Annotated in this window: 19 protein-coding genes and 1 tRNA gene; 16 read left to right on the top strand and 4 right to left on the bottom strand. The window is 64.5% G+C overall.

Annotated elements, in window-relative coordinates:
* From BLS61_RS04910 to BLS61_RS04920, 3 genes are all read left to right on the top strand, one after another.
* Window positions 1-76, top strand: a tRNA-Glu gene (locus BLS61_RS04910).
* A 185-nt stretch (window positions 77-261) separates the two neighbouring features.
* Window positions 262-801, top strand: a complete 540-nt coding sequence (locus BLS61_RS04915) for a TetR/AcrR family transcriptional regulator (RefSeq protein ID WP_090428169.1) — start codon at window positions 262-264, stop codon at window positions 799-801.
* 22 nt (window positions 802-823) lie between these two features.
* Window positions 824-1,663 carry an alpha/beta hydrolase gene (locus tag BLS61_RS04920; RefSeq protein WP_090428173.1) on the top strand — a complete coding sequence of 280 codons (840 nt, stop codon included), beginning with the start codon at window positions 824-826 and terminating at the stop codon, window positions 1,661-1,663.
* Here BLS61_RS04920 and BLS61_RS04925 read toward each other — a convergent pair.
* Window positions 1,633-3,546: a sensor domain-containing diguanylate cyclase gene (locus BLS61_RS04925; protein ID WP_208598772.1), complete on the bottom strand. Its 1,914-nt coding sequence runs from the start codon at window positions 3,544-3,546 to the stop codon at window positions 1,633-1,635. The genes BLS61_RS04920 and BLS61_RS04925 overlap by 31 nt on opposite strands.
* 156 nt (window positions 3,547-3,702) lie before the next feature.
* On the opposite strand from BLS61_RS04925, the gene BLS61_RS04930 reads away from it, so the two are divergent.
* Complete coding sequence (locus BLS61_RS04930) at window positions 3,703-4,152, top strand: acyl-CoA thioesterase (protein ID WP_090428179.1); 450 nt, start codon at window positions 3,703-3,705, stop codon at window positions 4,150-4,152.
* A gap of 6 nt (window positions 4,153-4,158) precedes the next feature.
* Here the strand turns inward: BLS61_RS04930 and BLS61_RS04935 are convergent, their stop codons facing one another.
* A complete protein-coding gene (locus tag BLS61_RS04935; RefSeq protein WP_090428182.1) occupies window positions 4,159-4,554 on the bottom strand; it encodes a hypothetical protein in 396 nt (131 codons plus the stop codon).
* Window positions 4,555-4,777: 223 nt separating this feature from the next.
* Here BLS61_RS04935 and BLS61_RS04940 point away from each other — a divergent pair, with 223 nt between their 5' ends.
* Window positions 4,778-5,728 (top strand): tRNA dihydrouridine synthase, encoded by a 951-nt coding sequence (locus BLS61_RS04940; protein WP_090428186.1) that lies wholly within the window; start codon window positions 4,778-4,780, stop codon window positions 5,726-5,728.
* A 183-nt stretch (window positions 5,729-5,911) separates the two neighbouring features.
* A complete protein-coding gene (locus BLS61_RS04945) occupies window positions 5,912-6,361 on the top strand; it encodes an Hsp20 family protein (protein ID WP_024307861.1) in 450 nt (149 codons plus the stop codon).
* Window positions 6,362-6,473: 112 nt separating this feature from the next.
* Here BLS61_RS04945 and BLS61_RS04950 read toward each other — a convergent pair whose 3' ends face one another.
* The gene (locus BLS61_RS04950) at window positions 6,474-9,761 is read right to left on the bottom strand and encodes a sensor domain-containing protein (RefSeq protein ID WP_090428189.1); all 3,288 of its coding nucleotides are present in this window, start codon (window positions 9,759-9,761) and stop codon (window positions 6,474-6,476) included.
* A 101-nt stretch (window positions 9,762-9,862) separates the two neighbouring features.
* A complete protein-coding gene (locus BLS61_RS04955) occupies window positions 9,863-10,744 on the bottom strand; it encodes a LysR family transcriptional regulator (protein WP_090428191.1) in 882 nt (293 codons plus the stop codon).
* Between the two features lie 206 nt (window positions 10,745-10,950).
* On the opposite strand from BLS61_RS04955, the gene leuC reads away from it, so the two are divergent.
* The 10 genes from leuC to folC all read left to right on the top strand — a co-directional run bounded on the left by leuC (window position 10,951) and on the right by folC (window position 23,339).
* On the top strand, window positions 10,951-12,378 hold the full coding sequence (gene leuC / locus BLS61_RS04960) for a 3-isopropylmalate dehydratase large subunit (RefSeq protein WP_090428194.1): 1,428 nt from the start codon (window positions 10,951-10,953) through the stop codon (window positions 12,376-12,378).
* A gap of 11 nt (window positions 12,379-12,389) precedes the next feature.
* On the top strand, window positions 12,390-13,037 hold the full coding sequence (gene leuD, locus BLS61_RS04965) for a 3-isopropylmalate dehydratase small subunit (RefSeq protein WP_090428197.1): 648 nt from the start codon (window positions 12,390-12,392) through the stop codon (window positions 13,035-13,037).
* Between the two features lie 87 nt (window positions 13,038-13,124).
* A complete protein-coding gene (gene leuB, locus BLS61_RS04970; protein WP_090428200.1) occupies window positions 13,125-14,207 on the top strand; it encodes a 3-isopropylmalate dehydrogenase in 1,083 nt (360 codons plus the stop codon).
* Window positions 14,208-14,264: 57 nt separating this feature from the next.
* Window positions 14,265-15,377, top strand: a complete 1,113-nt coding sequence (gene asd / locus BLS61_RS04975; protein WP_012018946.1) for an aspartate-semialdehyde dehydrogenase — start codon at window positions 14,265-14,267, stop codon at window positions 15,375-15,377.
* Between the two features lie 141 nt (window positions 15,378-15,518).
* Entirely contained in the window at window positions 15,519-16,529 is a 1,011-nt protein-coding gene (locus BLS61_RS04980; RefSeq protein WP_090428202.1) for an aspartate-semialdehyde dehydrogenase, read from the top strand.
* Window positions 16,530-16,684: 155 nt separating this feature from the next.
* On the top strand, window positions 16,685-19,495 hold the full coding sequence (locus BLS61_RS04985; protein ID WP_090428205.1) for a motility hub landmark protein FimV: 2,811 nt from the start codon (window positions 16,685-16,687) through the stop codon (window positions 19,493-19,495).
* 7 nt (window positions 19,496-19,502) lie between these two features.
* Window positions 19,503-20,366 carry a tRNA pseudouridine(38-40) synthase TruA gene (truA, locus tag BLS61_RS04990; protein WP_090428208.1) on the top strand — a complete coding sequence of 288 codons (864 nt, stop codon included), beginning with the start codon at window positions 19,503-19,505 and terminating at the stop codon, window positions 20,364-20,366.
* A gap of 47 nt (window positions 20,367-20,413) precedes the next feature.
* The gene (locus BLS61_RS04995) at window positions 20,414-21,034 is read left to right on the top strand and encodes a phosphoribosylanthranilate isomerase (protein WP_090428212.1); all 621 of its coding nucleotides are present in this window, start codon (window positions 20,414-20,416) and stop codon (window positions 21,032-21,034) included.
* Window positions 21,035-21,180: 146 nt separating this feature from the next.
* Window positions 21,181-22,065, top strand: coding sequence for an acetyl-CoA carboxylase, carboxyltransferase subunit beta (accD, locus tag BLS61_RS05000; protein WP_090428215.1), 885 nt, complete (start codon window positions 21,181-21,183; stop codon window positions 22,063-22,065).
* Complete coding sequence (gene folC, locus BLS61_RS05005) at window positions 22,062-23,339, top strand: bifunctional tetrahydrofolate synthase/dihydrofolate synthase (RefSeq protein ID WP_090428218.1); 1,278 nt, start codon at window positions 22,062-22,064, stop codon at window positions 23,337-23,339. The genes accD and folC overlap by 4 nt, the downstream gene beginning before the upstream one ends.
* The last annotated feature ends 6 nt before the right edge of the window (window positions 23,340-23,345 follow it).

Consider the following 23,345-nt stretch of genomic DNA (forward strand, 5'->3'; position numbering starts at 1 on the left):
GTCCCCTTCGTCTAGTGGCCTAGGACACCGCCCTTTCACGGCGGTAACAGGGGTTCGAGTCCCCTAGGGGACGCCAATTTTCTTGCCGCATTTGCGGAACCCAGGGGCTGCCTCTTCAGAGGCGGCCCCTTTTTGTTTCTGCCTTGTCTGTCTCAGGGTCTGTGCGCTGTCGCGTTGCTGGCGGACCAGCGGTCGCGGCGGCAACTTGCAAATTAATATGATGGTCGTAATATTGTGTCCATCATATGAAGGGGCTTGGCCATGAGCGACGGCAAGATTCAAACCCGCAAACGCATTCTCGCTGCTGCGCAGCGCGTGCTTGCAGAGCGCGGCCCCAGCGATCCCGCGGTTGCGGAGGTGATGGCCGCTGCAGGGCTGACGGTGGGGGGCTTCTATGCCCATTTCCCCAGCAAGGATGCCCTGATGCTCGAGGCCTTTCGCCAGTTGCTGAGCATGCGACGCGAGGGAGTGGCGGCGGTCGATCCGAAACTCGCCGGCGTCGAGCGCAGAGCTCTGATGGCGGCGTTCTACCTGTCGCGTCGGCATCGCGACACGCCTGAAGCCTGTTGTCCGCTGCCCAGCTCGCTGGCGGAAATCGCACGCATGCCGGACGGCTTTCGTCAGGCTCTGGCCGAACACATTGAATTGATGGTGGCGCAGATGAGCAGTGCGCCGGAAGAGTCGAATGCGGCGCTGGCTGACCTGGCGCTGATGGTCGGTGGTCTGGCTCTGGCCCGGGCGTTGGGCCCTGGTGAGCTGTCCGACCGTGTGTTGCGTGCTGCCAAGTCGGCAGTGGTGTGAATCAGGCTCGAAGGAGAAGGTGATGAACCAGATGACATGGGTACGTGGCGTCAATGCCACCCTGGGCAGGGTCGCTCCGCAAATGGTCGCCAGTCGTCTGCGCGAGCGTTTCATGACGCCGCGCAATCTGCCCCCGCGGGACTGGGAGCTGCCGCTGCTGGCCAGCGCCGAGCGCATCACCTTGCGTTTCGGCCTGTCCGCCCTGCGCTGGGGCAGCGGGCCTACGGTGCTGCTGATGCACGGCTGGGAAGGGCGGCCGACCCAGTTCGCCTACTTGATCCGTGGCCTGGTCGATGCCGGTTACGGGGTCGTGGCGCTGGATGCTCCGGCTCATGGGCGCTCGCCCGGCCGCGAGGCCAATGTGGTGCTGTTCGCGCGGGCATTGCTCGAAGCGGCCAGCGAACTGCCGCCGCTGCAGGCCGTGATCGGACACTCGATGGGAGGCGCCAGCGCGATGCTGGCGACGCAGATGGGCTTGCGCGCCGAGGCGCTGGTCTGCATTGCGGCGCCGAGTCGGATTCTCACCATGCTGCGCGGCTTCGCCCATTTCATGGGTCTGCCGGCGGTGGCGCGTTCGCATTTCGTGCGCCAGGTGGAGAGGACTGCCGGCATTCCGGCGGCGCATCTCGACGTGCAGCGCTATCAACTGGAGCTGCCGGGTCTGGTCGTGCACGCCGAGGATGATCAGGTGGTGCCCGTGAGCGAAGCTGAGCGGATTCACGGCGCCTGGTTCGACAGCCAGTTGCTGCGTTTGCCGGCCGGCGGGCATCAGCGGGTGCTGGGCGATCCGCTGCTTCTGCAGGCGGTGCTGGGGCTGCTTGGCGAGGTGCGTCAGGCGCCGTCGAAGGCGTTGGCTTCGTAGCTGACGACCTGGTTGCGGCCGCCTGCCTTGGCGCGATACAGGGCGCGATCGGCCAGCTCGAGCCAGTGCTCGCCACAGCTCGGGTCATGCGGTACGCCGGCGTGCAGGCCGATGCTCAGGCTCAGCGGTATCGAATGCTGCTGGTACAGACAGGGATTTCGGGCGATGTCTTCGCGCAACTGTTCGGCCAGGTCGAGTGCGCCGGTATGGTCGGTATTGTCGAGCAGGGCGACGAACTCCTCGCCGCCGAAGCGCGCCAGCAGGTCGCTGCTGCGCAGGCGTTGCTGGATGCGCTCGGCTGCATGGCGCAGGCAGGCGTCGCCGGCCAGGTGGCCATAGCGGTCGTTGACCTGCTTGAAGTGGTCCAGGTCCATCATCAGGATTGCCAGCGACTGCCGGCTTCGTTCGGCGCGGGCGCAGGCGCGCGCCAGCTCCTCGCTGAGGGTCTGGCGGTTGAACAGGCCGGTAAGGCCGTCGCGGCGATTCAGCTCGGCCAGGCGCAGGTTGGCGCTGGAAAGTTGCTGCAGGGTGTCCTGCAGGGTCGCGGTGCGCTCCTGCACCCGCTGTTCCAGGCTCTCGCTGATCTGTGTCTGCAGCGCCAGGTGCTTGGCCTGCTCGCTGCGCAGGCGGCGCTCCTGCTCGATCAGTTTGGCCTGCGCCAGGCGTTCGGCCTCCTGAGCCTGGCGGATGCGAGCGGCAAGGGCGATGGAAAACACCGTCATCTCGATCAGGCCGCCGATCTGCTGGGCGTGCAGCGTCAGTAGTGAATAGGGCAGCACACCGGTGCCGCTGAGGATGCTGGCCAGGCTGGCGGCGATCAGCACGAACCAGCCCAGGGCGAACAGGCGGGCGGCCGCGTAGCCGCTGCGCCAGCGCAGCAGGGTGATGACGAAGGCGGCCACGGCGCAGGCGACTACCAGCGCGAAGCTGCCGATCAGTGCGGGCGTGTAGGGCCCGAACAGCGCCATGCCGAGTACCAGCCAGGCGCACGCCTTGAGTATGTGAGTGGTCCAGCGATAGGGTCTTGCGGCCTTGTCCAGCTCCAGCACGCCATAGGTGAACTGAATGCCGAACAGCGTGGCCAGGGCCGAGCTGAGCGGGAAGCTGAGCTGGTGCCAGGTCAGGGCGTCGGGCCACAGCCATTGCAGGGCGAAGCCGAGCTGGATGAACTGGTAGAGGCTGAAGCTGGCGACGAACAGGCTGTACCAGAAGTAGTTGCGGTCACGGGTGATGCAGAAGATGGTCAGGTTGTAGATCAGCATCGCGATCAGGGCGCCGAAGAACAGTCCCTGCAGCAGCAGGCTGCGTTGCTCCTGATGGTCGAAGGCCTCGCGGGTCATCAGACTGGCGCTTAGGTTGGCCGAGCCGTCGGTCTGCATGCGCAGCCAGATGCGTCGCTGCTCACCGGTGTCCACCTGCAGTGGGAGCACCAGTTGGCGGTGCTCGACCCAGCGCCAGTCGAAGGGGCGCTGGTCGCCTGCGCGGTAGATCCGCTCGCCGTCCAGGCCGTAGGCGTCCAGCTGATCGAGCAGGGGATTGCCGACCAGCAGCACCCAGCCCAGCGAGCGACTGTGCGGGTTGTGCACGTCAAGGCGCAGCCAGTAGGCGCTGCCGCCGTAACCGAAGCTGGCATCGCGCCGAGCCACAGCCTGCCAGGCGGAGTCGGGCAGGGCGCGGACATCGGCGAAGCTGGCCTGGCCGCTCGGGTCTTGCCAGACGTACATGTAGGGCCCGGGCATTATCTGCGTCTGGCCGATCGGCAGCGGCAGGCTCTCTGCCCCGGCCAGTGCAGGCAGCAGCAGAAGGATCAGTAGGCGCAGGATGGCAGTCAATTGCTCGTTCTCGGGCTCTCGGGCGAGTGCCGCATTATGGCGCGTCGCCATGAGACGAAGAAAGCTCGACACTGCATGAAATGGCGCTGCGGCGTATCATGCGGCTCCTGATCGGTCGGCCGGCGACGCGGCTGGCCAGACTCTCGAATTGCAACACTCAGCTCGCCGCGCGTGCGCATGCCGGCTGCACAATCTGGAGGTACAGCCATGAACTGGGAGCTGCCCGGCCCCTTCGTCATCGATATCGAAGTGACGGCAGAAGACATCGACGGTCTCGGCCATGCCAACAATGCGGTGTACGTCAGTTGGCTGGAGCGCTGTGCCTGGCGTCATTCGCAATTCCTGGGGCTGGATCTGGTCGAGTATCGCCGTCTGGATCGGGCCATGGCCGTGGTGCGTCACGAGATCGATTATCTGGCCAGTGCCTATGAAGGGCAGCAGCTGCAGATGGGGACCTGGATCGTCGAGTCCGATCAGCGCCTGAAGATGGATCGACGTTTCCAGCTGGTGCGCCCCGAGGATGGGCTGACGCTGCTCAGGGCCAAGACCACCTTCGTCTGCATCGAACTGTCCAGCGGCCGCCCCAAGCGCATGCCGGCAGAGTTCGTCGAAGGCTATGGCAAGGCACTGATCCCGCCTTACCCGCTGGAGCTGTAATCAGGCTCAGTCGATCAGCGGCGCGAGAAACACCTGCTGCGGCTCGACCATGATGGCGAACTGGCGAGTTTCTCCGGGGCGCAGCAGCACCGATTGCGCGGCCTCAGGCCCACGACCGGCGCAATAGCCATCGGGCGACAGGGCCACGGCAACGCTCAGCTCGCCGCTGGGCAGGTCCAGGCTGGTGCGCTCGCCAGGGCCGAGTTTCGCCACCACCTGCTGGTTGACATAGAGCTCCACGTCGCAGGCGTTCGGTGCGTTGCTGTCGCGGCTGAAGATCAGCCGCGCCGGCGCCTCGGCCGCCGGGGCTGCCGGCATCAGCTGGACACCTCGGGGCAGCTCGTCACCGGCCTGCACGCTCAGGCAGCAGATACCCAGAACGATCAGCGTGAGATTACGCATGGCGAGCCTCCTGTTTGGTGGTCCATCAGTGTGGCCCATCTTGCGCGTTGCGCGCGACCCCCAGTGTTTCGGGTGCGGTGACGTGTCATCGAGGGCCGCTTCGTCATGCTCATGTGCGGCTTGCACGTTGCGCCTGGTTAGCGTCTTTCGCCTCGCCTGACCTGTGCTCGACGGCTTTTCGTGCAGAACCTAAACTGTGCGCCCCATTTTTCCGGACTACCTCATGCAAATCGCCCTGGCGCCCATGGAGGGGCTGGTCGACGAGATTCTGCGCGACGTGCTGACCCGCATCGGTGGCATCGACTGGTGCGTCACCGAGTTCATTCGCGTGAGCGAGCGGCTGTTGCCCGCGGCCACCTACCACAAGCTGGCGCCCGAGCTGTTCAACGGCTCACGCACCCGGGCCGGTACGCCGATGCGCGTACAGTTTCTCGGCTCCGACCCGCAATGCCTGGCCGACAACGCCGCCTATGCCTGTACGCTCGGCGCCCCGGTGATCGATCTCAACTTCGGTTGCCCGGCCAAGACGGTGAACAAGTCGCGTGGCGGCGCGGTGCTGCTCAAGGAGCCGGAGCTGTTGCACGCCATCGTCCGTGAGGTGCGGCGCACGGTACCGGCCGAGATTCCGGTGACGGCGAAGATGCGCCTGGGCTTCGAGGGCAAGGAGGGCGCGCTGGACTGCGCGCGGGCGCTGGCCGAAGGCGGCGCGAGCCAGATCGTCGTGCATGCACGCACCAAGGTCGAGGGCTACAAGCCGCCGGCGCACTGGGAGTGGGTGGCGCGGGTGCAGGAGGTGGTCGAGGTCCCGGTGTTCGCCAATGGCGAGGTATGGACGCTGGACGATTGGCGCCGCTGTCGCGAGATCAGCGGTGTGGACGACATCATGCTGGGGCGTGGCCTGGTATCGCGCCCGGGGCTGGCGCGGCAGATCGCGGCGGTCAGGGCGGGGGCGGAGCCCGAGGAAATGAGCTGGGCCGAACTGCAGCCGCTGCTGCTCGATTTCTGGCAGCAGGCACGCCGCAAGCTGGCGCCACGCTACGCGCCGGGGCGACTGAAGCAGTGGCTGGCGATGCTTACGCGTACCTATCCGGAAGCCGTCGCGCTGTTTGCCGAGGTGCGCCGCGAGCAGGATTGCGAGCGTATCGACCGCTTGCTGGCTGCACCCACGGCGTAGGAGCGAGCTCTGCTCGCGAAAGTGCGTTCGCGAGCAGAGCTCGCTCCTACGCCATCCTTATTCTTGCGTGCGCAGATAAAGCATGCCTTGAAATTCTTCTGACCGACCTCAGATTACCGACTGCGGGATGCCGAAGTCGGGTTCCGCGATATGAACCTTGCTGAAGAATTCAGGAGAACACTCATGAGCAACGTACTGTCCCTGGCCCCTCTGTTCCGCCAGTCCGTCGGTTTCGACCGTTTCAACGATCTTTTCGAATCTGCCCTGCGCAGCAACGACGCCGGCAGTTCCTACCCGCCCTATAACGTCGAGAAGCATGGCGAAGACCACTACCGCATCGTGGTCGCGGCTGCCGGCTTCGAGGAAGACGACTTGGAACTGCAGGTCGAGCGTGGCGTGCTGACCGTAGTCGGCAACAAGCGCGATCGCAGCGCCGAGAGCATCAGCTACCTGCATCAGGGCATCGCTCAGCGCGCGTTCAAGCTGTCCTTCCGCCTGGCCGACCATATCGAGGTCAAGGGTGCCAATCTGGTCAACGGCCTGCTCCATGTCGAGCTGGAGCGCATCGTGCCGGAAGAGGCCAAGGCCAAGCGCATTCCCATCGGCAGCCAGCGTCCTGCGCTGGAAAACTGAACTGATGGCCGATGAAGAAGGCGCCCTGCGGGGCGCCTTCTTCGTTTCAGGGGCAATCTGGCCGCCGCTGCTCGCGTAGGGTGCGCCGTGCGCACCGCGGACTCGGGGTGCCCTAAGGGCGCGGCCTGTCCAGTAGCTCGCGAAAGGCATCCTGCGGCACCGGCTTGCTGAACAGATAACCCTGATACAGATGGCAGCCCTGCGCCTGCAGGAAGTCCAGCTGTTCCTGCTGTTCGACGCCCTCGGCGATCAAGCCCAGACCCAGACTGCGCGCCATGGCGACGATGGCGCGGATGATCTCGGCATCGTTGGGGTCGTTGGTCGCGTCGCGCACGAACGACTGGTCGATCTTCAGCATGTCCACCGGCAGGCGCTTGAGGTAGGTCAGCGAGCTGTAGCCGGTGCCGAAATCGTCCATGGCGAAGCTGACGCCATGCTTTTTCAGGCGCAGCATCTTGCCCACGGTGTCATCGATGTTCTGGATGACGATGCCCTCGGTGATTTCCAGCTTGAGCATGGCGTTGGGCAGCTGGCTGTCGCGCAGGCTGCTGGCGACTCGTTCGACGAAATCGTGCTGGCGAAACTGCCGGGGGCTTATGTTGACGCACAGGCTGAAACGCTCGCCATCTACAAGGCCGTCAGCCAGCAGCCGGGAGCAGAAGTGGCAGGCCTCGGCCAGCACCCAGCCACCGACTTCGACGATCAACCCGCTTTCCTCCAGCACCTGAATGAATTGCGCCGGCGACTGCGGCCCCAGTTGTGGGTGTTGCCAGCGCAGCAGGGCCTCGGCGCCGACCACCTGGCCGTCGCGGGCGTCGACCTGGGGTTGGAAGTGCAGTTCGAACTCGCCGCGCGCCAGGGCCAGGCGCAGATCGTTCTCCAGGCGCAGGCGGGCACTGGCGGCGTCCTGCATGGTGGAGCGAAACAGCTGGATGGCGTTGCGCCCGGAATCCTTGGCGCGGTAGAGGGCGATATCGGCGCGCTTGAGCAGATCCGCCGGGTTGTTGCCGTGGTCGGGAATCAGCGCGACGCCGATGCTCGGCGTCACCTGCAGGCGATGGCCGTCCAGCAGCATGGGTTCGGCGAGCAGCTTGCGCAGCTTGTCGGCGACCTGGCGGACGTGACGGGTGACTTCCGAGCGCTTGCCTTCCAGGCCGGAGAGCAGCACCACGAATTCGTCACCGCCCAGGCGCGCCACGGTGTCTTCCAGGCGCACGCTGGCCTCCAGACGGGCGGTGATCAGGCGCAGCACGGAGTCGCCGACGGGATGACCGAGCGAGTCGTTGATGTGCTTGAAGTGGTCGAGGTCGAGGAACAGCAGGGCGCCACGCAGGTCATGGCGTTTGAGCAGGGCAATCTGCTGGGTCAGGCGATCCATCAGCAGGGCGCGATTGGGCAGGTTGGTCAGGGCATCGTGATAGGCCAGGTGTCGAACCTGGGCCTGGGCCTGCTTGAGTTCGCTGATGTCACGCGCAGTCAGCAGCAGGCAGGGCACGCCATCGAGTTCGATGGGCTGTACGGAAACGTCCACCAGGCGGATTTCGCCGTTGCGGTGCCTGCCATGCATTTCCAGGTGCAGCACCTGGCCGTGGACGGCCAGATGTTCGAGCAACTGCTGGCGCTCTTCCGGGAAGGCCCATATGTTCATCTCGAAGGCCGTGCGCCCGACCACCTCTTCCGGCAGATAACCGGTCAGGCGGGTAAAGCCTTCGTTGACCTCGATGTAGCGGGCAGTATCGCGCTCGGTGATGGTGATGGCGTCGGGGCTGGAGTGAAAGGCCTTGGCGAACTTCTCCTCGGAGGCTCTGACACGCTGCTCGCGCAGGACCCGTTCACTGATGTCGACCAGCGTGCCGACCATGCGCAACGGTTGGCCGGCATCGTCGAGCTGCAGTTTGGCGGTGCTTTCGAGAAAGCGCAGGCCACCATTTTCCAACTGCACGCGGTAGGTGACCTGATAGTGGGTGCGGCGTCCTTCCACCAGTTGCTGGTAGTTCTGGCGCAGGCTGTGGCGATCTTCCATCGGTACGTGGCGGAAGAAGTCGAGGAAGGCGCCTTCGAATGGCTCCGCTTGCAGGCCTTGCAGTTGCGCTGCCCGCGCACTGGCGATCAGTCGGCTGCTGGGGATGTGCCAGTCCCAGGTGCCGAGATCGGCGGACTCCAGGGCAAGGCGCAGGCGCTGCTTGCTTTCGTTGAGGGCCTGTTCCTGGGCCCGCTGTTCGGTGATGTTGCGCACCGTGAGTACCAGGCAGTGGCTACCGTTGAGTTCGATTTCGCCACCGAACAGCAGGTTGCTGGTCACGCTGCCGTCGCGGCTGAACAGGCGCACCTCGAGGTTGTCCAGGCCGCCGTTTTGTGCCGCTTCGAGCATGCGCTGGCGGTCGCTGGGGTCGGCCCAGATGCCCAGCTCCAGGGATGTACGGCCGATGGCCTCGGCGGAGCTCCAGCCAAATTGCCGCTCGAAGCTCGGATTGACCTCGATGAAGCGGCCAGTCTCGCGATCGGTGATGGCCACCGCGTCCGGCGTGTGCATGAAGGCCTTGGCGAACTTTTCCTCGCTGGCGCGCAGCGCATTTTCCGCGCGTTTGCGTTCGCTGGTGTCGAGAAAGGTGCAGAGCATCAGGCGCTCGCCCTGCAGTTCGATGTACTGGCTCGACAGTACGCCGTCGAGAATGGCGCCGTCGCGGGTGCGCAGCTGCACGTCCTGGATCACCGGTTCGCGGCTTAGCGGTGCCTGCTGGCGCAGGTAATCGCGCTGGCTGGCGTGCACCCACAGATTCAGTTCGTGGGTAGGGCGGCCAATGATGTCGCTGGCGCTCCAGCCGAACGCGTGGGTGAAATGCTGGTTGACCTCGATGATCTCGCTGCTCTCGTAGTGCACCAGCATCATGATGTCGGGGCTCAGGCGGAACAGGCTGGCGAAGCGCTCCTCGGAGGCGCGCAGGGCCTCGGCGCGCTCCTGCTGGGCGCTGATGTCGCGAATCACGCCGAACATTCGCGGCCTTCCGTCGGCCTCGTGCTGCAGGCTGCCGGTGATCTCCAGCCAGTGCAGGCTGCCATCGGGCCAGCGGATGCGGTGGCGCAGGGCATTGGAAATCTGTTCGCCCTTGAGGATGGCGTTGAAGGTGGCCAGAACCTCGGCGCGTTCCTCTTCAGGGATCAGTTCGATGTAATGCAGTTCCCGCGTTACCGGGCGGTTGGGGTCGAGGCCGAACAACGCCTGGGCGCCGCGCGACCAGTTCACCTGGCCGCTGCGGATGTCCCAGTACCAGGTACCGAGATGGGCGCCGTTCAGCGCGGCCAGCAAGCGCGGCGCGTCTTGCCAGGTTTGCTCGAATTCGGCGGGGTCCATCGCCGGTATGTGTGGCAGGGGCGGGGTCTGGTCAGTCGATCTGGCCATGGCCGAACCTTTCTCCGGAATGCGCGATGCGCGGGGCGGGCGTTAACGGCATGTAGACACTGTTTATCGTTATAGCGCCACGTTAGTCTGATGCCGGCCGCTTATGCAAGGTCGTCCCGCTGGCTGTCGAGCAGATCCATGAACGCCCGCGCCGCATTGGACAACGTGCGTTCGGTATGCAGGATGTAGCCCAGCTGACGGGTCAGCTGAATACCGGGGAGCGGCAGGCGCGCGACCTGCTCGTCGAGCATGGTGCGCGGCAGCACGCTCCAGGCCAGACCGATGGACACCATCATCTTGATGGTTTCCAGGTAGTTGGTGCTCATGGCGATGTTCGGCGTCAGGCCCTCAGCTTCGAACAGGCGCTGCACGATGTGATGGGTGAAGGTGTTGCCGCCGGGAAACACCGCGGGATGCTGCGCCACGTCGGCCAGGTCGATCGCCTGGCTGCGCGCCAGCGGGTGCTCAGGGGCGGCAACGAAATCCAGCGGGTCGTCCCATACCGCCACGGCACGAATCGGTTCGCGGGTTTCCGGGGCGAGGGTGATCACCGCCAGTTCGGCGCGACCATGCAGCACTTCTTCATAGGCCACTTCCGAATCGAGGAACTGGATGTCCAGCGCCACCTGCGGGTGGGCGCGGGTGAAGGCGCGCAGCAGGGCAGGGAGGCGATGCAGGCCGATGTGGTGACTGGTGGCCAGGGTCAGACGGCCGCTGACCTCGCCGGACAGGTTGGTCAGCGCCCGGCGCGTGTCGTCCAGCACGTTGAGTATCTGGTAGGCGCGGGGCAGCAGGGCGCGTCCGGCCTGGGTCAGACCGATCTCGCGACCGAGGCGATCGAACAGGCGCACGCCCAGCTGCTGCTCCAGGCCGGCGATACGCTTGCTCACGGCCGGTTGGGTCAGGTGCAGGCGCTCACCGGCTTCGGAAAAGCTGCCGGTTTCGGCAATGGCGATAAAGGCGTTGAGGTTGGCGAGATCCATAAGAGCGGCTCCGGGCTTGAGGATGCAGGCCACCGGCGGATCCTGTGCTTATGCCTGCGGTCGGTAGTTTTTATGGATTCCTTTATGGAATCCTCTGGATGAAAAATATGAATTTGAGTTATTCGTCTCGCGATCATAGCATTTCACCCCATAAGCCAAAGGGCCTTTTCGCCCAGGCATAGAAACACGCTGATGAGGTAAAGCTGATGGCCGGCAAGACGCTCTACGACAAGCTCTGGGAAATGCACGAAGTGAAACGTCGCGACGACGGTTCCTCGTTGATCTACATCGATCGTCACATCCTCCACGAAGTGACCTCGCCGCAGGCTTTCGAAGGGCTGCGCCTGGCCGGGCGCAAGCCATGGCGCATCGATGCCAACATCGCCACCCCCGATCACAACGTGCCGACCACCAAGGCCGAGCGCCAGGGCGGCCTCGAAGCCATTGCCGACGAAGTCTCGCGTATCCAGGTGCAGACCCTGGACGAGAACTGCGATGACTTCGGCATCCTCGAGTTCAAGATGAACGATGTGCGTCAGGGCATCGTTCACGTGGTCGGGCCGGAGCAGGGCGCCACGCTGCCGGGCATGACCGTGGTCTGCGGCGACTCGCACACCTCCACCCATGGCGCCTTCGGCGCGCTGGCCCACGGCATCGGCACCTCCGAGGTCGAGCACGTGCTCGCCACCCAGTGTCTGGTGGCCAAGAAGATGAAGAACATGCAGGTGCGCGTCGAAGGCAAGCTGCCGTTCGGCGTCACCGCCAAGGACATCGTGTTGGCCGTGATCGGCAAGATCGGCACTGCCGGCGGTAACGGCCATGCGCTGGAATTTGCCGGCAGCGCGATTCGCGACCTGTCGCTGGAAGGGCGCATGACCATCTGCAACATGTCCATCGAGGCCGGTGCACGTGTGGGCCTGGTGGCGGTGGACGAGAAGACCATCGCCTACGTCAAGGACCGTCCGTTCGCGCCCAAGGGCAGCGACTGGGACAAGGCCGTGGCGCAGTGGCAGAACCTGGTGTCCGACGCCGATGCGGTGTTCGACATCGTGGTGGAACTCAAGGCCGAAGACATCAAGCCGCAGGTCAGCTGGGGCACCTCGCCGGAAATGGTCCTGGCCGTTGACCAGAACGTGCCGGATCCGGCCGTGGAAGCCGACCCGGTGAAGAAGGATTCGATCACCCGTGCACTCAAGTACATGGGCCTGACCGCCAACCAGCCGATCACCGATATTCGTCTGGATCGCGTCTTTATCGGCTCCTGCACCAATTCGCGTATCGAGGACCTGCGCGCTGCCGCCGAGGTGGCCAAGGGGCGCAAGGTCGCCAGCACCGTCAAGCAGGCGCTGGTAGTGCCGGGCTCCGGCCTGGTCAAGGCGCAGGCGGAGGCGGAAGGGCTGGACAAGATCTTTATCGAGGCCGGTTTCGAATGGCGTGAGCCGGGCTGCTCCATGTGCCTGGCGATGAACCCGGACAAGCTGGGCAGCGGTGAGCATTGCGCCTCCACCTCCAACCGCAACTTCGAAGGCCGTCAGGGCGCCGGCGGCCGTACCCACCTGGTCAGCCCGGCCATGGCTGCCGCGGCGGCGGTGACCGGCCGTTTCATCGACGTTCGCGAATTGATCCAGGCCTGAGGAGTTAGATGATGAAAGCCTTTACCCAACACACCGGCCTGGTCTGCCCGCTCGATCGTGCCAACGTCGACACCGATCAGATCATTCCCAAGCAGTTCTTGAAGTCGATCAAGCGTACCGGCTTCGGCCCCAACCTGTTCGACGAGTGGCGCTACCTGGATGTCGGCCAGCCGAATCAGGACAACTCCAAGCGCCCGATCAACAAGGATTTCGTGCTCAATTTCCCGCGCTACCAGGGCGCCAGCGTGCTGCTGGCTCGCGAGAACTTCGGTTGCGGTTCCTCCCGTGAGCACGCGCCCTGGGCGCTGGAAGAGTACGGTTTCCGTACCATCATCGCGCCGAGCTTCGCCGACATCTTCTTCAACAACAGCTTCAAGAATGGCCTGCTGCCGATCATCCTCAAGGATGAAGAGGTCGATGCGCTGTTCGAACAGGCCGAGGCCACCGAGGGCTACCAACTGACCGTCGACCTCGAGGCGCAGACCGTGACCCGTCCCGATGGCGTGCAGTACAGCTTCGAGGTGGATGCCTTCCGCAAGCACTGCCTGCTCAACGGCCTGGACGACATCGGCCTGACCCTGCAGGATCAGGACGCGATCAAGGCCTTCGAAGCCAAACACCAGCAGAGCAGCCCCTGGCTGTTCGGCGCAATCAAATAACGCGCGCAGTAGGGTGCGCTGTGCGCACCTGATCAATCACTATTTAAGCGGTGCGCACGGCGCACCCTACGGTTTGATGAGGATGCAATGAGCAAACAGATTCTGGTTCTCCCCGGCGACGGTATCGGTCCGGAAATCATGGCCGAGGCGGTCAAGGTGCTGAACCTGGCCAACGACAAGTACGCCCTGGGTTTCGAACTGAGCTTCGATGACCTGGGCGGCGGCGCCATCGACCGCTACGGCGTGCCGCTGGCCGACGAGACCCTGGCGCGCGCCAAGGCCGCCGATGCCGTGTTGCTCGGCGCCGTTGGCGGGCCGAAGTGGGACACCATCGATCCGGCCATCCGTCCGGAGCGCGGCCTGCTGAAGATCCGTTCGCAACTGGGCCTGTTCGGCAACCTGCGCCCGGCCATCCTCTATCCGCAACTGGCCGAGGCCTCCAGCCTCAAGCCGGAAGTGGTCGCCGGCCTGGACATCCTCATCGTGCGTGAGCTGACCGGCGGCATCTACTTCGGCCAGCCGCGCGAGAGCAAGGTGCTGGAAAACGGCGAGCGCATGGCCTACGACACCCTGCCGTACAGCGAGAGCGAGATCCGCCGTATTGCCAAGGTCGGCTTCGACATGGCCCGCGTGCGCGGCAAGAAGCTGTGCTCGGTGGACAAGGCCAACGTCCTGGCCTCCAGTCAGCTGTGGCGCGCGGTGGTCGAGGAAGTGGCCAAGGACTATCCGGACGTCGAGCTGAGCCACATGTACGTCGACAACGCCGCCATGCAGCTGGTACGTGCACCCAAGCAGTTCGACGTGATCGTCACCGACAACATGTTTGGTGACATTTTGTCCGACGAAGCTTCGATGCTTACCGGCTCCATCGGCATGCTGCCGTCGGCATCCCTGGATGCCAACAACAAGGGCATGTACGAGCCGTGCCACGGCTCTGCGCCGGACATCGCCGGCAAGGGCATCGCCAACCCGCTGGCCACCATTCTCTCGGTGTCCATGATGCTGCGTTACAGCTTCGGCCAGGTCGCTGCCGCCGATGCCATCGAAAAGGCGGTGAGCCTGGTGCTGGATCAGGGCCTGCGTACCGGCGACATCTGGTCCGAGGGCAAGACCAAGGTCGGTACCGCTGCGATGGGTGATGCAGTAGTCGAAGCGCTGCGTAGTCTGTAATCTTCCACGGCTGCGCCGGGGTGGGTCCGGCGGGCTGTTTATATAGGTGTAGTCGTTATGAAACGTGTAGGTCTGATCGGTTGGCGTGGCATGGTCGGTTCCGTGCTCATGCAGCGCATGCTGGAAGAGCGGGACTTCGACCTGATCGAGCCGGTGTTCTTCACCACCTCCAATGTCGGTGGCCAGGGTCCTGCCATTGGCAAGGACATTGCCCCGCTGAAGGACGCCTACAGCATCGAAGACCTGAAAGGCCTGGACGTGATCCTGACCTGCCAGGGCGGCGACTACACCAACGAGGTCTTCCCCAAGCTGCGTGAAGCCGGCTGGCAGGGCTACTGGATCGATGCCGCCTCGTCGCTGCGCATGGATGACGGTGCGGTGATCGTGCTCGACCCGGTCAACCGCAAGGTGATCGACCAGGCGCTGGACGCCGGCACCAAGAACTACATCGGCGGCAACTGCACCGTCAGCCTGATGCTGATGGCCCTCGGCGGTCTGTACGAAGCCGGTCTGGTGGAGTGGATGAGCGCCATGACCTACCAGGCGGCCTCGGGTGCCGGTGCGCAGAACATGCGCGAGCTGATCAAGCAGATGGGCGCGATCAACGGTGCCGTCGCCGATGAACTGGCCGATCCGGCCAGCGCCATTCTCGACATCGACCGCAAGGTGGCCGAAGCCATGCGCGGCGAGGCCTTCCCGGTGGACAACTTCGGCGTGCCGCTGGCCGGCAGCCTGATCCCCTACATCGACAAGGAGCTGCCCAACGGGCAGAGCCGTGAGGAATGGAAGGCCCAGGCCGAAACCAACAAGATCCTCGGCCGCTTCAAGAGCCCGATCCCGGTCGATGGCATCTGCGTGCGCATCGGGGCCATGCGTTGCCACAGCCAGGCGCTGACCATCAAGCTGAACAAGGATGTGCCGATGGCCGACATCGAAGGCCTGATCAGCCAGCACAACCCCTGGGTCAAGCTGGTGCCGAACCACCGCGAAGACTCCATCCGCGACCTCGGCCCGACTGCCGTTACCGGTACCCTGAGCGTGCCGGTCGGTCGCCTGCGCAAGCTCAACATGGGCTCGCAGTACCTGGGCGCCTTCACCGTCGGCGACCAGCTGCTGTGGGGCGCCGCCGAGCCGCTGCGGCGCATGCTGCGCATCCTGCTTGAGCGCTAAGCGCCAGGCTGTCCTCCGCAGGCAAGCAAGGCCCCTCTGCTTCGGCAGAGGGGCTTTGTCTTTTATGGGGCACGAAAGCCGATTGCCTGGGTCTGGGGCGCGCAGTTACAGTGCCGCTCCCTATGCGTCACAGGTTCGTCCATGAGTCAGTCCATCAATGTCGCCCTGATCGGTGCCACCGGCAATGTCGGTGAAGCGCTGGTCGAATTGCTCGAAGAGCGTGAGTTTCCGGTGCAGGATCTGCACCTTCTGGCCAGCAGCGAGTCGGCAGGGCAGAGCCTTTCCTTTCGTGGCCGCCAGGTACGGGTCCGGTCGCTCGAGGCCTTCGATTTCTCTCAGGTGCAATTGGCATTCTTCGCCGCCGGCGTGGAGGTGACGCGCGCCTGCCATGAGCGTGTGTTGGCGGCCGGCTGTTCATTGATCGATCTGAGCGCGGCGTTGCCACTGGAGCAGGCACCTTGCGTGCTGCCCGAGCTGGGCGTCGAGGGGCTGCCGGCGTTGAGCAAGCCCTGGTGCGTCAGTGCGCCGACCCCTTCTGCGGTCGCCTGTGCCCTGGTGCTGGCGGCCTTGAAGCCTGCGCTGCAACCACAGCGGCTACAGTTGACGGCCATGCTGTCGATATCCACGCTGGGGCGCAGCGGCGTGCAGGAGTTGGCGCGGCAGACAGCCGAGCTGCTCAATGCGCGCCCTCTGGAGCCCAGGACGGTGGATCGACAGGTCGCCTTCAACCTCCTGGCGCAGGTCGGTGAAGTCGACGAGCAGGGGCATTCGCAGCTGGAAAGACGCCTTGCCGTGGAGGTTCAGCAACTATTGGGCATGGATGCCCTTCCAGTGGCTGCGACGTGCGCCCTGGCGCCGGTATTCTTTGGCGACAGCCTGGCACTGGGTGTGCAGGCAGATGCGGAGATCGACCTTGCCGCCGTGCAGCAGTTGCTCGAAGCTGCGCAGGGTATCGAGCTGGTGGAGGCGGGTGATTACCCGACTGCAGTGGGCGATGCGGTGGGGCAGGATCAGCTCTATGTCGGGCGGGTTCGCCATGGCGTCAGCGATCCAAGGCAACTCAATTTGTGGATTGCGTCTGATAATGTACGAAAAGGCGCCGCGCTGAATGCTCTGCAGATAGCGGAGTTATTGATAAAACACTATCTGTAAAAGATACTTACCTAGAAATTTGAAGAATCTTTCTAGCTTGGCAATACTGGCTGAGTTGATTGCTGAATGGGGAGCCGCTCTTGGAGCGGAGGCAGGCAGCAATTCTCAAGACCCTCTCGCATGTCGAGAAAAAAGCTAAAACAAGGGATAACGCTATGGTTCGGGTTCGCAAACTGGTGCTGGCAATCGCAGCCGCTTCCGCGCTGTCTTCCGGTATGGCACATGCGCTGGGGTTGGGTGAGGTTACCCTGCAATCCTCGCTGAATCAGCCGTTGGTAGCGGAAATCGAATTGCTGGAGGTGCGTGATCTGGCCTCCAACGAGGTGATTCCCAGCCTCGCGTCCCCCGAAGAGTTCATCAAGGCGGGCGTCGATCGTCAGTACTTTCTGACCGATCTCAAGTTCACCCCCGTATTGAAGCCCAATGGCAAGAGCGTTATTCGCGTCACTTCCAGCAAGGCCGTGCGCGAACCTTATCTCAACTTCCTGGTGGAAGTGCTCTGGCCGAATGGTCGGTTGCTGCGCGAATACACCCTGCTGCTCGATCCGCCACTTTATTCTCCGCAAACCACTGTAGCTGCTGCGCCGCAACTGCCGATCGCAGCGCCTGCACCAGCGCCGCGTCCTGCCGTGGCTCCCGTGGCGCCGACTGCTGCCTCGCCTGCGCCTGCACCCCGTCCGGCCGCGCCGGCTCCGGCTTCGCGTGCCATTTCCGGCAACGAATACAGAACCACCGCCAACGATACGCTCTGGGAAATCGCCAAGCGCGTCGGCGGTGGCTCGGTCAACCAGACCATGCTGGCCATCCAGGATCTGAACCCGGACGCCTTCGTGGGTGGCAACATCAACCGCATGAAGAGCGGTCAGGTGCTGCGCCTGCCGGATGAGCAGCAGATTCGCAGTCGTAGCAATGCCGAGGCCGTGGCTCAGGTGGCCGAGCAGAATGCCGCCTGGCGTGAAGGTCGCGCCGTTGCCTCGCGTCAGCTGGATGCCACTCGCCGCACCACCGCAGGTGCCGCGCCGGCCACTGCCGAGTCGACCGATAGCCTGAAACTGGTTGCAGCTGAAGCAGGTCAATCCACCCGTGGTAGCGATACCGGCTCGGCCAACAGCAAGGCGCTGGCCGACAAGCTGGCCGTGACCCAGGAAAGTCTGGACTCCACCCGTCGCGAGAATGCCGAGCTGCAGAGCCGCGTCAGTGACCTGCAAAGCCAGCTGGATAAATTGCAGCGTCTGGTCGAGCTGAAAGACAGCCAGTTGGCCAAGTTGCAAGCTGACCTTTCTGCAGCGCCCGCTGCACCGGCTGCGGTCGATGAGCCGGCCGTCGAAGCTCCGGCTGCACAGCCCGAGGCCGCGCCTCCCGCTGCGGAGGCTGCGACGCCGCCCGCTTCGCCGCCTGAGGAGGCGGCGCCGGACTACAACTATTCAGAGGAGCCGGCCGCGCCTGTCGAAGACAGCGCTGCCGCCACCGAACAGCCGGCCAGTGAGCCGGCTGCTGCCGTTGAGCCGGCTGCCCCGGCGCAACCCGTCGAGCCGGCCAAGCCGGCAGCTCCGGCTCCGGCTCCGCAGAGCTTCATTGATGACCTGATGGCCAACCCGATGACGCTGGGCCTGGCTGGCGGTGGTGCGCTGCTGCTCCTGCTGCTCGCGCTGATGGCACTGTCGCGCCGCAACGCGATGAAAGAGGCCGAGCTGCAGGAACAACTAGTCGACGATCTGTCCCAGGATCAGGCCTTCGCATCCGATCTGGACATGCCGGAAGACAGCTTCGCAGGTCTCGACGACGAGCCCGCCCAGGCCGCTCAGGCTGCCAGCGAGGAGCGTGTCACCGCGCAGACGGGCGACGCACTGGGCGAGGCGGACATCTACATCGCCTACGGTCGCTTCAATCAGGCAGCCGAACTGCTGCAGAACGCGATCAATGACGAGCCGCACCGTGCCGATCTGCGCCTGAAGCTGATGGAAGTCTATGCCGAGCTCGGTGATCGCGAAGGTTTCGCCCGTCAGGATAACGAGCTGCGCGAAATTGGCGGGGTGAATGCCCAGGCCGAGCAGTTGAAGGCCAAGTATCCGGCCATCGCCGCCTTTGCAGGTGCCGGTGCGGTGGCCGCTGCCGCCTCCGCCGATGACGACCTGGGCGAATTCAGCCTGGACGACATCAGCCTGGATGAGCCGACCGCTCAGGCGTCTGCCTCGGCCGCCGGCGATCTGGACGATGCCTTCGATCTGAGTCTCGATGACCTCGAGGCGGACCTGGAAAACGACCTTCAGTCTGCCAAGGCCGAAGAAGCGCCGCTGGCGCTGGATGATGACCTGGATTTCGGTCTGGTCGACGAGCCCGCTGCGCCGGCGGCTTCCGCTGCTGACGATCTGGATTTCGACCTGGCTCTGGGCGACGACAAGGTCGAGCTGTCTCAGCCTGCTGATGATCTGTCGGCATTCAGCCTCGATCTGGACGAGCCTGCTGTACCGGCCGGCGACGAAGCGGATGACTTCCTGCGCAGCCTGGATGACGATGCGCCGCTGAGTCAGCCTGCCGACGAGCTGTCCGACCTTGGCCTCGATCTGGTGGAAGAGACGCCGGCTGCTGCCGACCTCGACCTACCGGCCGACTTCGACCTGTCTCTCGAAGACGAAGCGCCGGTTCGACCTGCCGTGGAGTCCGACAGTTTTGCGGCGCAACTGGACGAGGTGACGGCCGAGCTGGATCAGCTGTCGACCGACCTCGACGAGCCGCAAGCGCCTTCGCCGGCCTCTGCCGAGGGCCTGGCGGGTGATCTGGATGGCGATGACGACTTCGACTTCCTCTCCGGTACCGACGAGACCGCGACCAAGCTCGATCTGGCACGTGCCTATATCGACATGGGCGACACCGAGGGTGCGCGCGATATTCTCGATGAGGTGATCGCCGAGGGTAACGACGCTCAGCAGCAGGAAGCTCGCGAGATGATTTCCAAGCTGGTTTGACCGATCCATGTCTGAAGCAGTACCTGTAGCGGCCGCCGAAATGGCGGCCGCTGGCTTTTCCAGAGTCGCCCTGGGCCTCGAATACAAGGGCGCGCGTTACCGTGGCTTCCAGCGTCAGGCTGGCAAGGTCGCATCGATCCAGGGCTGCCTGGAGGATGCATTGTCGAAAGTGGCTGGTGGCGCCCCGGTCAATATCCATTGTGCCGGGCGTACCGATGCATCGGTGCATGCCAGTGGGCAGGTCGTCCATTTCGATACCGAGGTCGAGCGGCCGCTGCACGCCTGGATCATGGGTGCCAACATGAACCTGCCCAAGGACATCAGCGTGACCTGGGCGAAGGTGATGCCGGCGCATTTTCATGCGCGCTTCAGTGCCATGGCGCGGCGTTATCGCTATGTGATCTACAACGATCCGATTCGCCCGGCGCACATGGCCGAAGAGGTGACCTGGAACCACCGGCCGCTGGACGTGGCGCGCATGCGCGAAGCGGCGCGTACGCTGGTCGGTACCCATGATTTCAGCTCGTTCCGCGCCAGTCAGTGCCAGGCCAAGTCACCGATCAAGACCGTGCATCACCTGGAGGTGATCGAGCATGGTCGTTTCATCGTGCTGGATATTCGTGCCAATGCCTTTTTGCATCACATGGTGCGCAACATCGCCGGCGTGCTGATGGCCATCGGTGCCGGAGAGCGTCCGGTGGAATGGGTCGCAGAGGTGCTGGCGCGTGCGCAGCGGCGCAGTGGCGGCGTGACGGCACATCCCTACGGGCTCTATCTGGTGCAGGTGGAGTATCCCGAGGAGTTCGAGTTGCCGTCGCGCTACCTCGGCCCGCATTTTCTCTCCGGTCTGGCAGATGTGCGACAGGGCTGAGCCTTTGTTACCATCCGGCGTTCGACAGGCAGAAAGGTGTGAAGCGAATGCGCGTGCGCAGCAAGATTTGCGGCATTACCCGTGTGGAGGATGCGCTGGCCGCCGTGGAGGCGGGCGCGGATGCCATCGGTCTGGTGTTCTACGCCAAGAGCCCGCGCGCCGTCAGTGTCGAGCAGGCCGCGGCGATCGTGCAGGCCTTGCCGCCGTTCGTGACCAGTGTCGGCCTGTTCGTCAACATGCCGCGCGATCAGCTGCAGGCTCTTTTGCAGCAGGTGCCGCTGGACCTGCTGCAGTTCCACGGTGACGAGTCGCCTGCGGATTGCGAGGGGTATGGCCGGCCCTACATAAAGGCACTGCGCGTGCGCCCTGGTGAAGACCTGTCTGTCACGATGGCGCCCTATGCTGGTGCGCGCGGCATCCTGCTCGACACCTTCGTCGAGGGGGTGCCTGGTGGTACTGGCGCGACCTTCGACTGGTCGCTTGTGCCGCGGGACGCTGCCAGGCCGGTCATCCTTGCCGGCGGCCTGGAGGCGCACAACGTCGGCGCTGCGATTGCCCAGGTTAGACCCTATGCCGTCGACGTCAGCGGCGGGGTAGAAGTCAGCAAGGGCATAAAGGATGCAAACAGGATTCGCGCATTCGTGCAGGCCGTGCGTGACGCGATGTGACGGCGACTGAGGCAGGGCCGTCAATTAGCCTGTCACGCCGCCATGACTCGTTTCGACGGGTGTGAAGGCGGCAGAAAAGAATTGCTGGAGGTGGGCCTTCACGATGAAGCGTTCATCCGAACCAACGGTTATGGAGAAATGACAGCATGAGCAACTGGTTGGTAGACAAACTCATTCCCTCGATCATGCGTTCCGAGGTGAAGAAGAGCTCTGTGCCCGAGGGCCTGTGGCACAAATGTCCGTCCTGTGATGCCGTGCTCTACCGCCCCGAGCTGGAAAAGACCCTCGACGTCTGCCCCAAGTGCAATCACCACATGCGTATCGGTGCTCGCGCGCGCCTCGATATCTTCCTCGATGCCGAGGGGCGCGAGGAGATCGGCGCCGATCTGGAGCCGGTCGACCGCCTGAAGTTCCGCGACAGCAAGAAATACAAGGATCGCCTGGCCGCTGCGCAGAAGCAGACCGGCGAGAAGGATGCGCTGATCTCCATGAGCGGCACCCTCGAAGGCATGCCGATCGCTGTTTGCGCGTTCGAATTTTCCTTCATGGGCGGCTCCATGGGTGCCATCGTCGGCGAGCGTTTCGTCCAGGCGGCCAACGTCGCGCTGGAGAAGCGCTGCCCGCTGGTGTGCTTCTCCGCCTCCGGCGGGGCGCGCATGCAGGAGGCGCTGATCTCGCTGATGCAGATGGCCAAGACCTCCGCTGCCCTGGCGCGTCTGCGTGAAGAGGGCTTGCCGTTCATTTCCGTGCTGACCGACCCTGTCTACGGCGGCGTATCGGCCAGTCTGGCCATGCTTGGCGACGTGATCGTGGCCGAGCCGAAGGCGCTGATCGGTTTCGCCGGCCCGCGCGTGATCGAACAGACCGTGCGCGAAAAACTGCCGGAAGGCTTCCAGCGCAGCGAGTTCCTGCTCGAGCATGGCGCCATCGACATGATCATTCCGCGCAACGAACTGCGCCCGCGTCTGGCGCGCCTCCTGGCGCAGCTGATGAATCGTCCTTCCCCGGTTTCCCTGCCGGCCACTGCATGACCGAGCGTAGCCTGGGCGAGTGGCTCGCCTACCTCGAGCAGCTGCATCCCTCGGCTATCGACATGGGCCTGGAGCGTTCGCGCGAGGTGGCGCGCCGACTCGGCCTGGGCAAGCCGGCGCCGCTGGTGGTCACCGTCACCGGCACCAACGGCAAGGGTTCCACCTGCGCCTTTCTTGCCAGCCTGATCGGCGTGCAGGGGCCGCGAGTGGGCGTCTACAGTTCGCCGCATCTGCTTCGCTACAACGAGCGGGTGGTTATCGACGGGCAGCAGGCGAGCGACGAGGCGCTGTGTCAGGCCTTCGCCGCGGTCGAGTCCGCGCGTGGCGAGATATCGCTGACCTACTTCGAGATGGGCACGCTGGCGGCCTTCTGGCTGTTCGAGCGTGCCGGGCTGGACGCCGTGGTGCTGGAGGTCGGTCTGGGCGGGCGTCTGGATGCGGTCAACCTGGTGGATGCCGACCTGGCCCTGATCACCAGTATTGGCCTGGATCATGCCGACTGGCTGGGCGATACCCGCGAATCGGTGGCCTTCGAAAAGGCCGGCATCATGCGCGCCGGCAAGCCTGCCCTGTGCGGCGATCTGGACCCGCCCGGGCCTTTGCTGCATCAGGTCGCAGTCCTGGATGCGCCCCTGTTGCTGCGCGGTCGTGACTACGACCTGAGCGTCGATGCGCAAGGCTGGTCCTGGTACGGCCTCGATCCGCAGGGGCGGGTGCTGCGCCTGGAGCGGTTGCCACTTCTCGATTTGCCGATGGAGAACGCCGCGCTGGCGCTGCAGGCTTACGCACTGTTGCCGCTGCCCTGGGACGAGGGGCGGATCGTTCAGGCGCTGCTCGCCACGCGGGTGACCGGCCGTCTGGATCGTCGCGCGCTGGATTGGCGAGGCAAGTCACTCACACTGTTGCTCGATGTTGGGCATAATCCCCATGCCGCCGATTATCTGGCGCAGCGCCTGGAGAGTCGCCCGCCTGCTGGCAAACGTTGGGCGGTATTCGGTTTGCTGGCCGACAAGGATCTGCCGGGGGTGGTCGCACCGCTCTTGAGTCTGGTTGCAGGTTGGGCCGTGGCGCCGCTCGATACGCCACGCTCGCGCTCCGCCGGAGAGCTGGCCGGGCACCTGCGGGGGCTGGGGGCTGCGGTGGCACAGTACCCGGACGTGCGTGCCGCGCTCGAGGCGCAGTGCGAGCAGGCTGCCGAGGGTGACGAGATACTGTTGTTCGGATCGTTTTTCTGCGTGGCCGAGGCCCTGGATTGGCTGGCCCGCCCGGCTTGATAAGGG

Source organism: Ectopseudomonas guguanensis (genome assembly GCF_900104265.1).
Taxonomy (GTDB): domain Bacteria; phylum Pseudomonadota; class Gammaproteobacteria; order Pseudomonadales; family Pseudomonadaceae; genus Aquipseudomonas; species Aquipseudomonas guguanensis.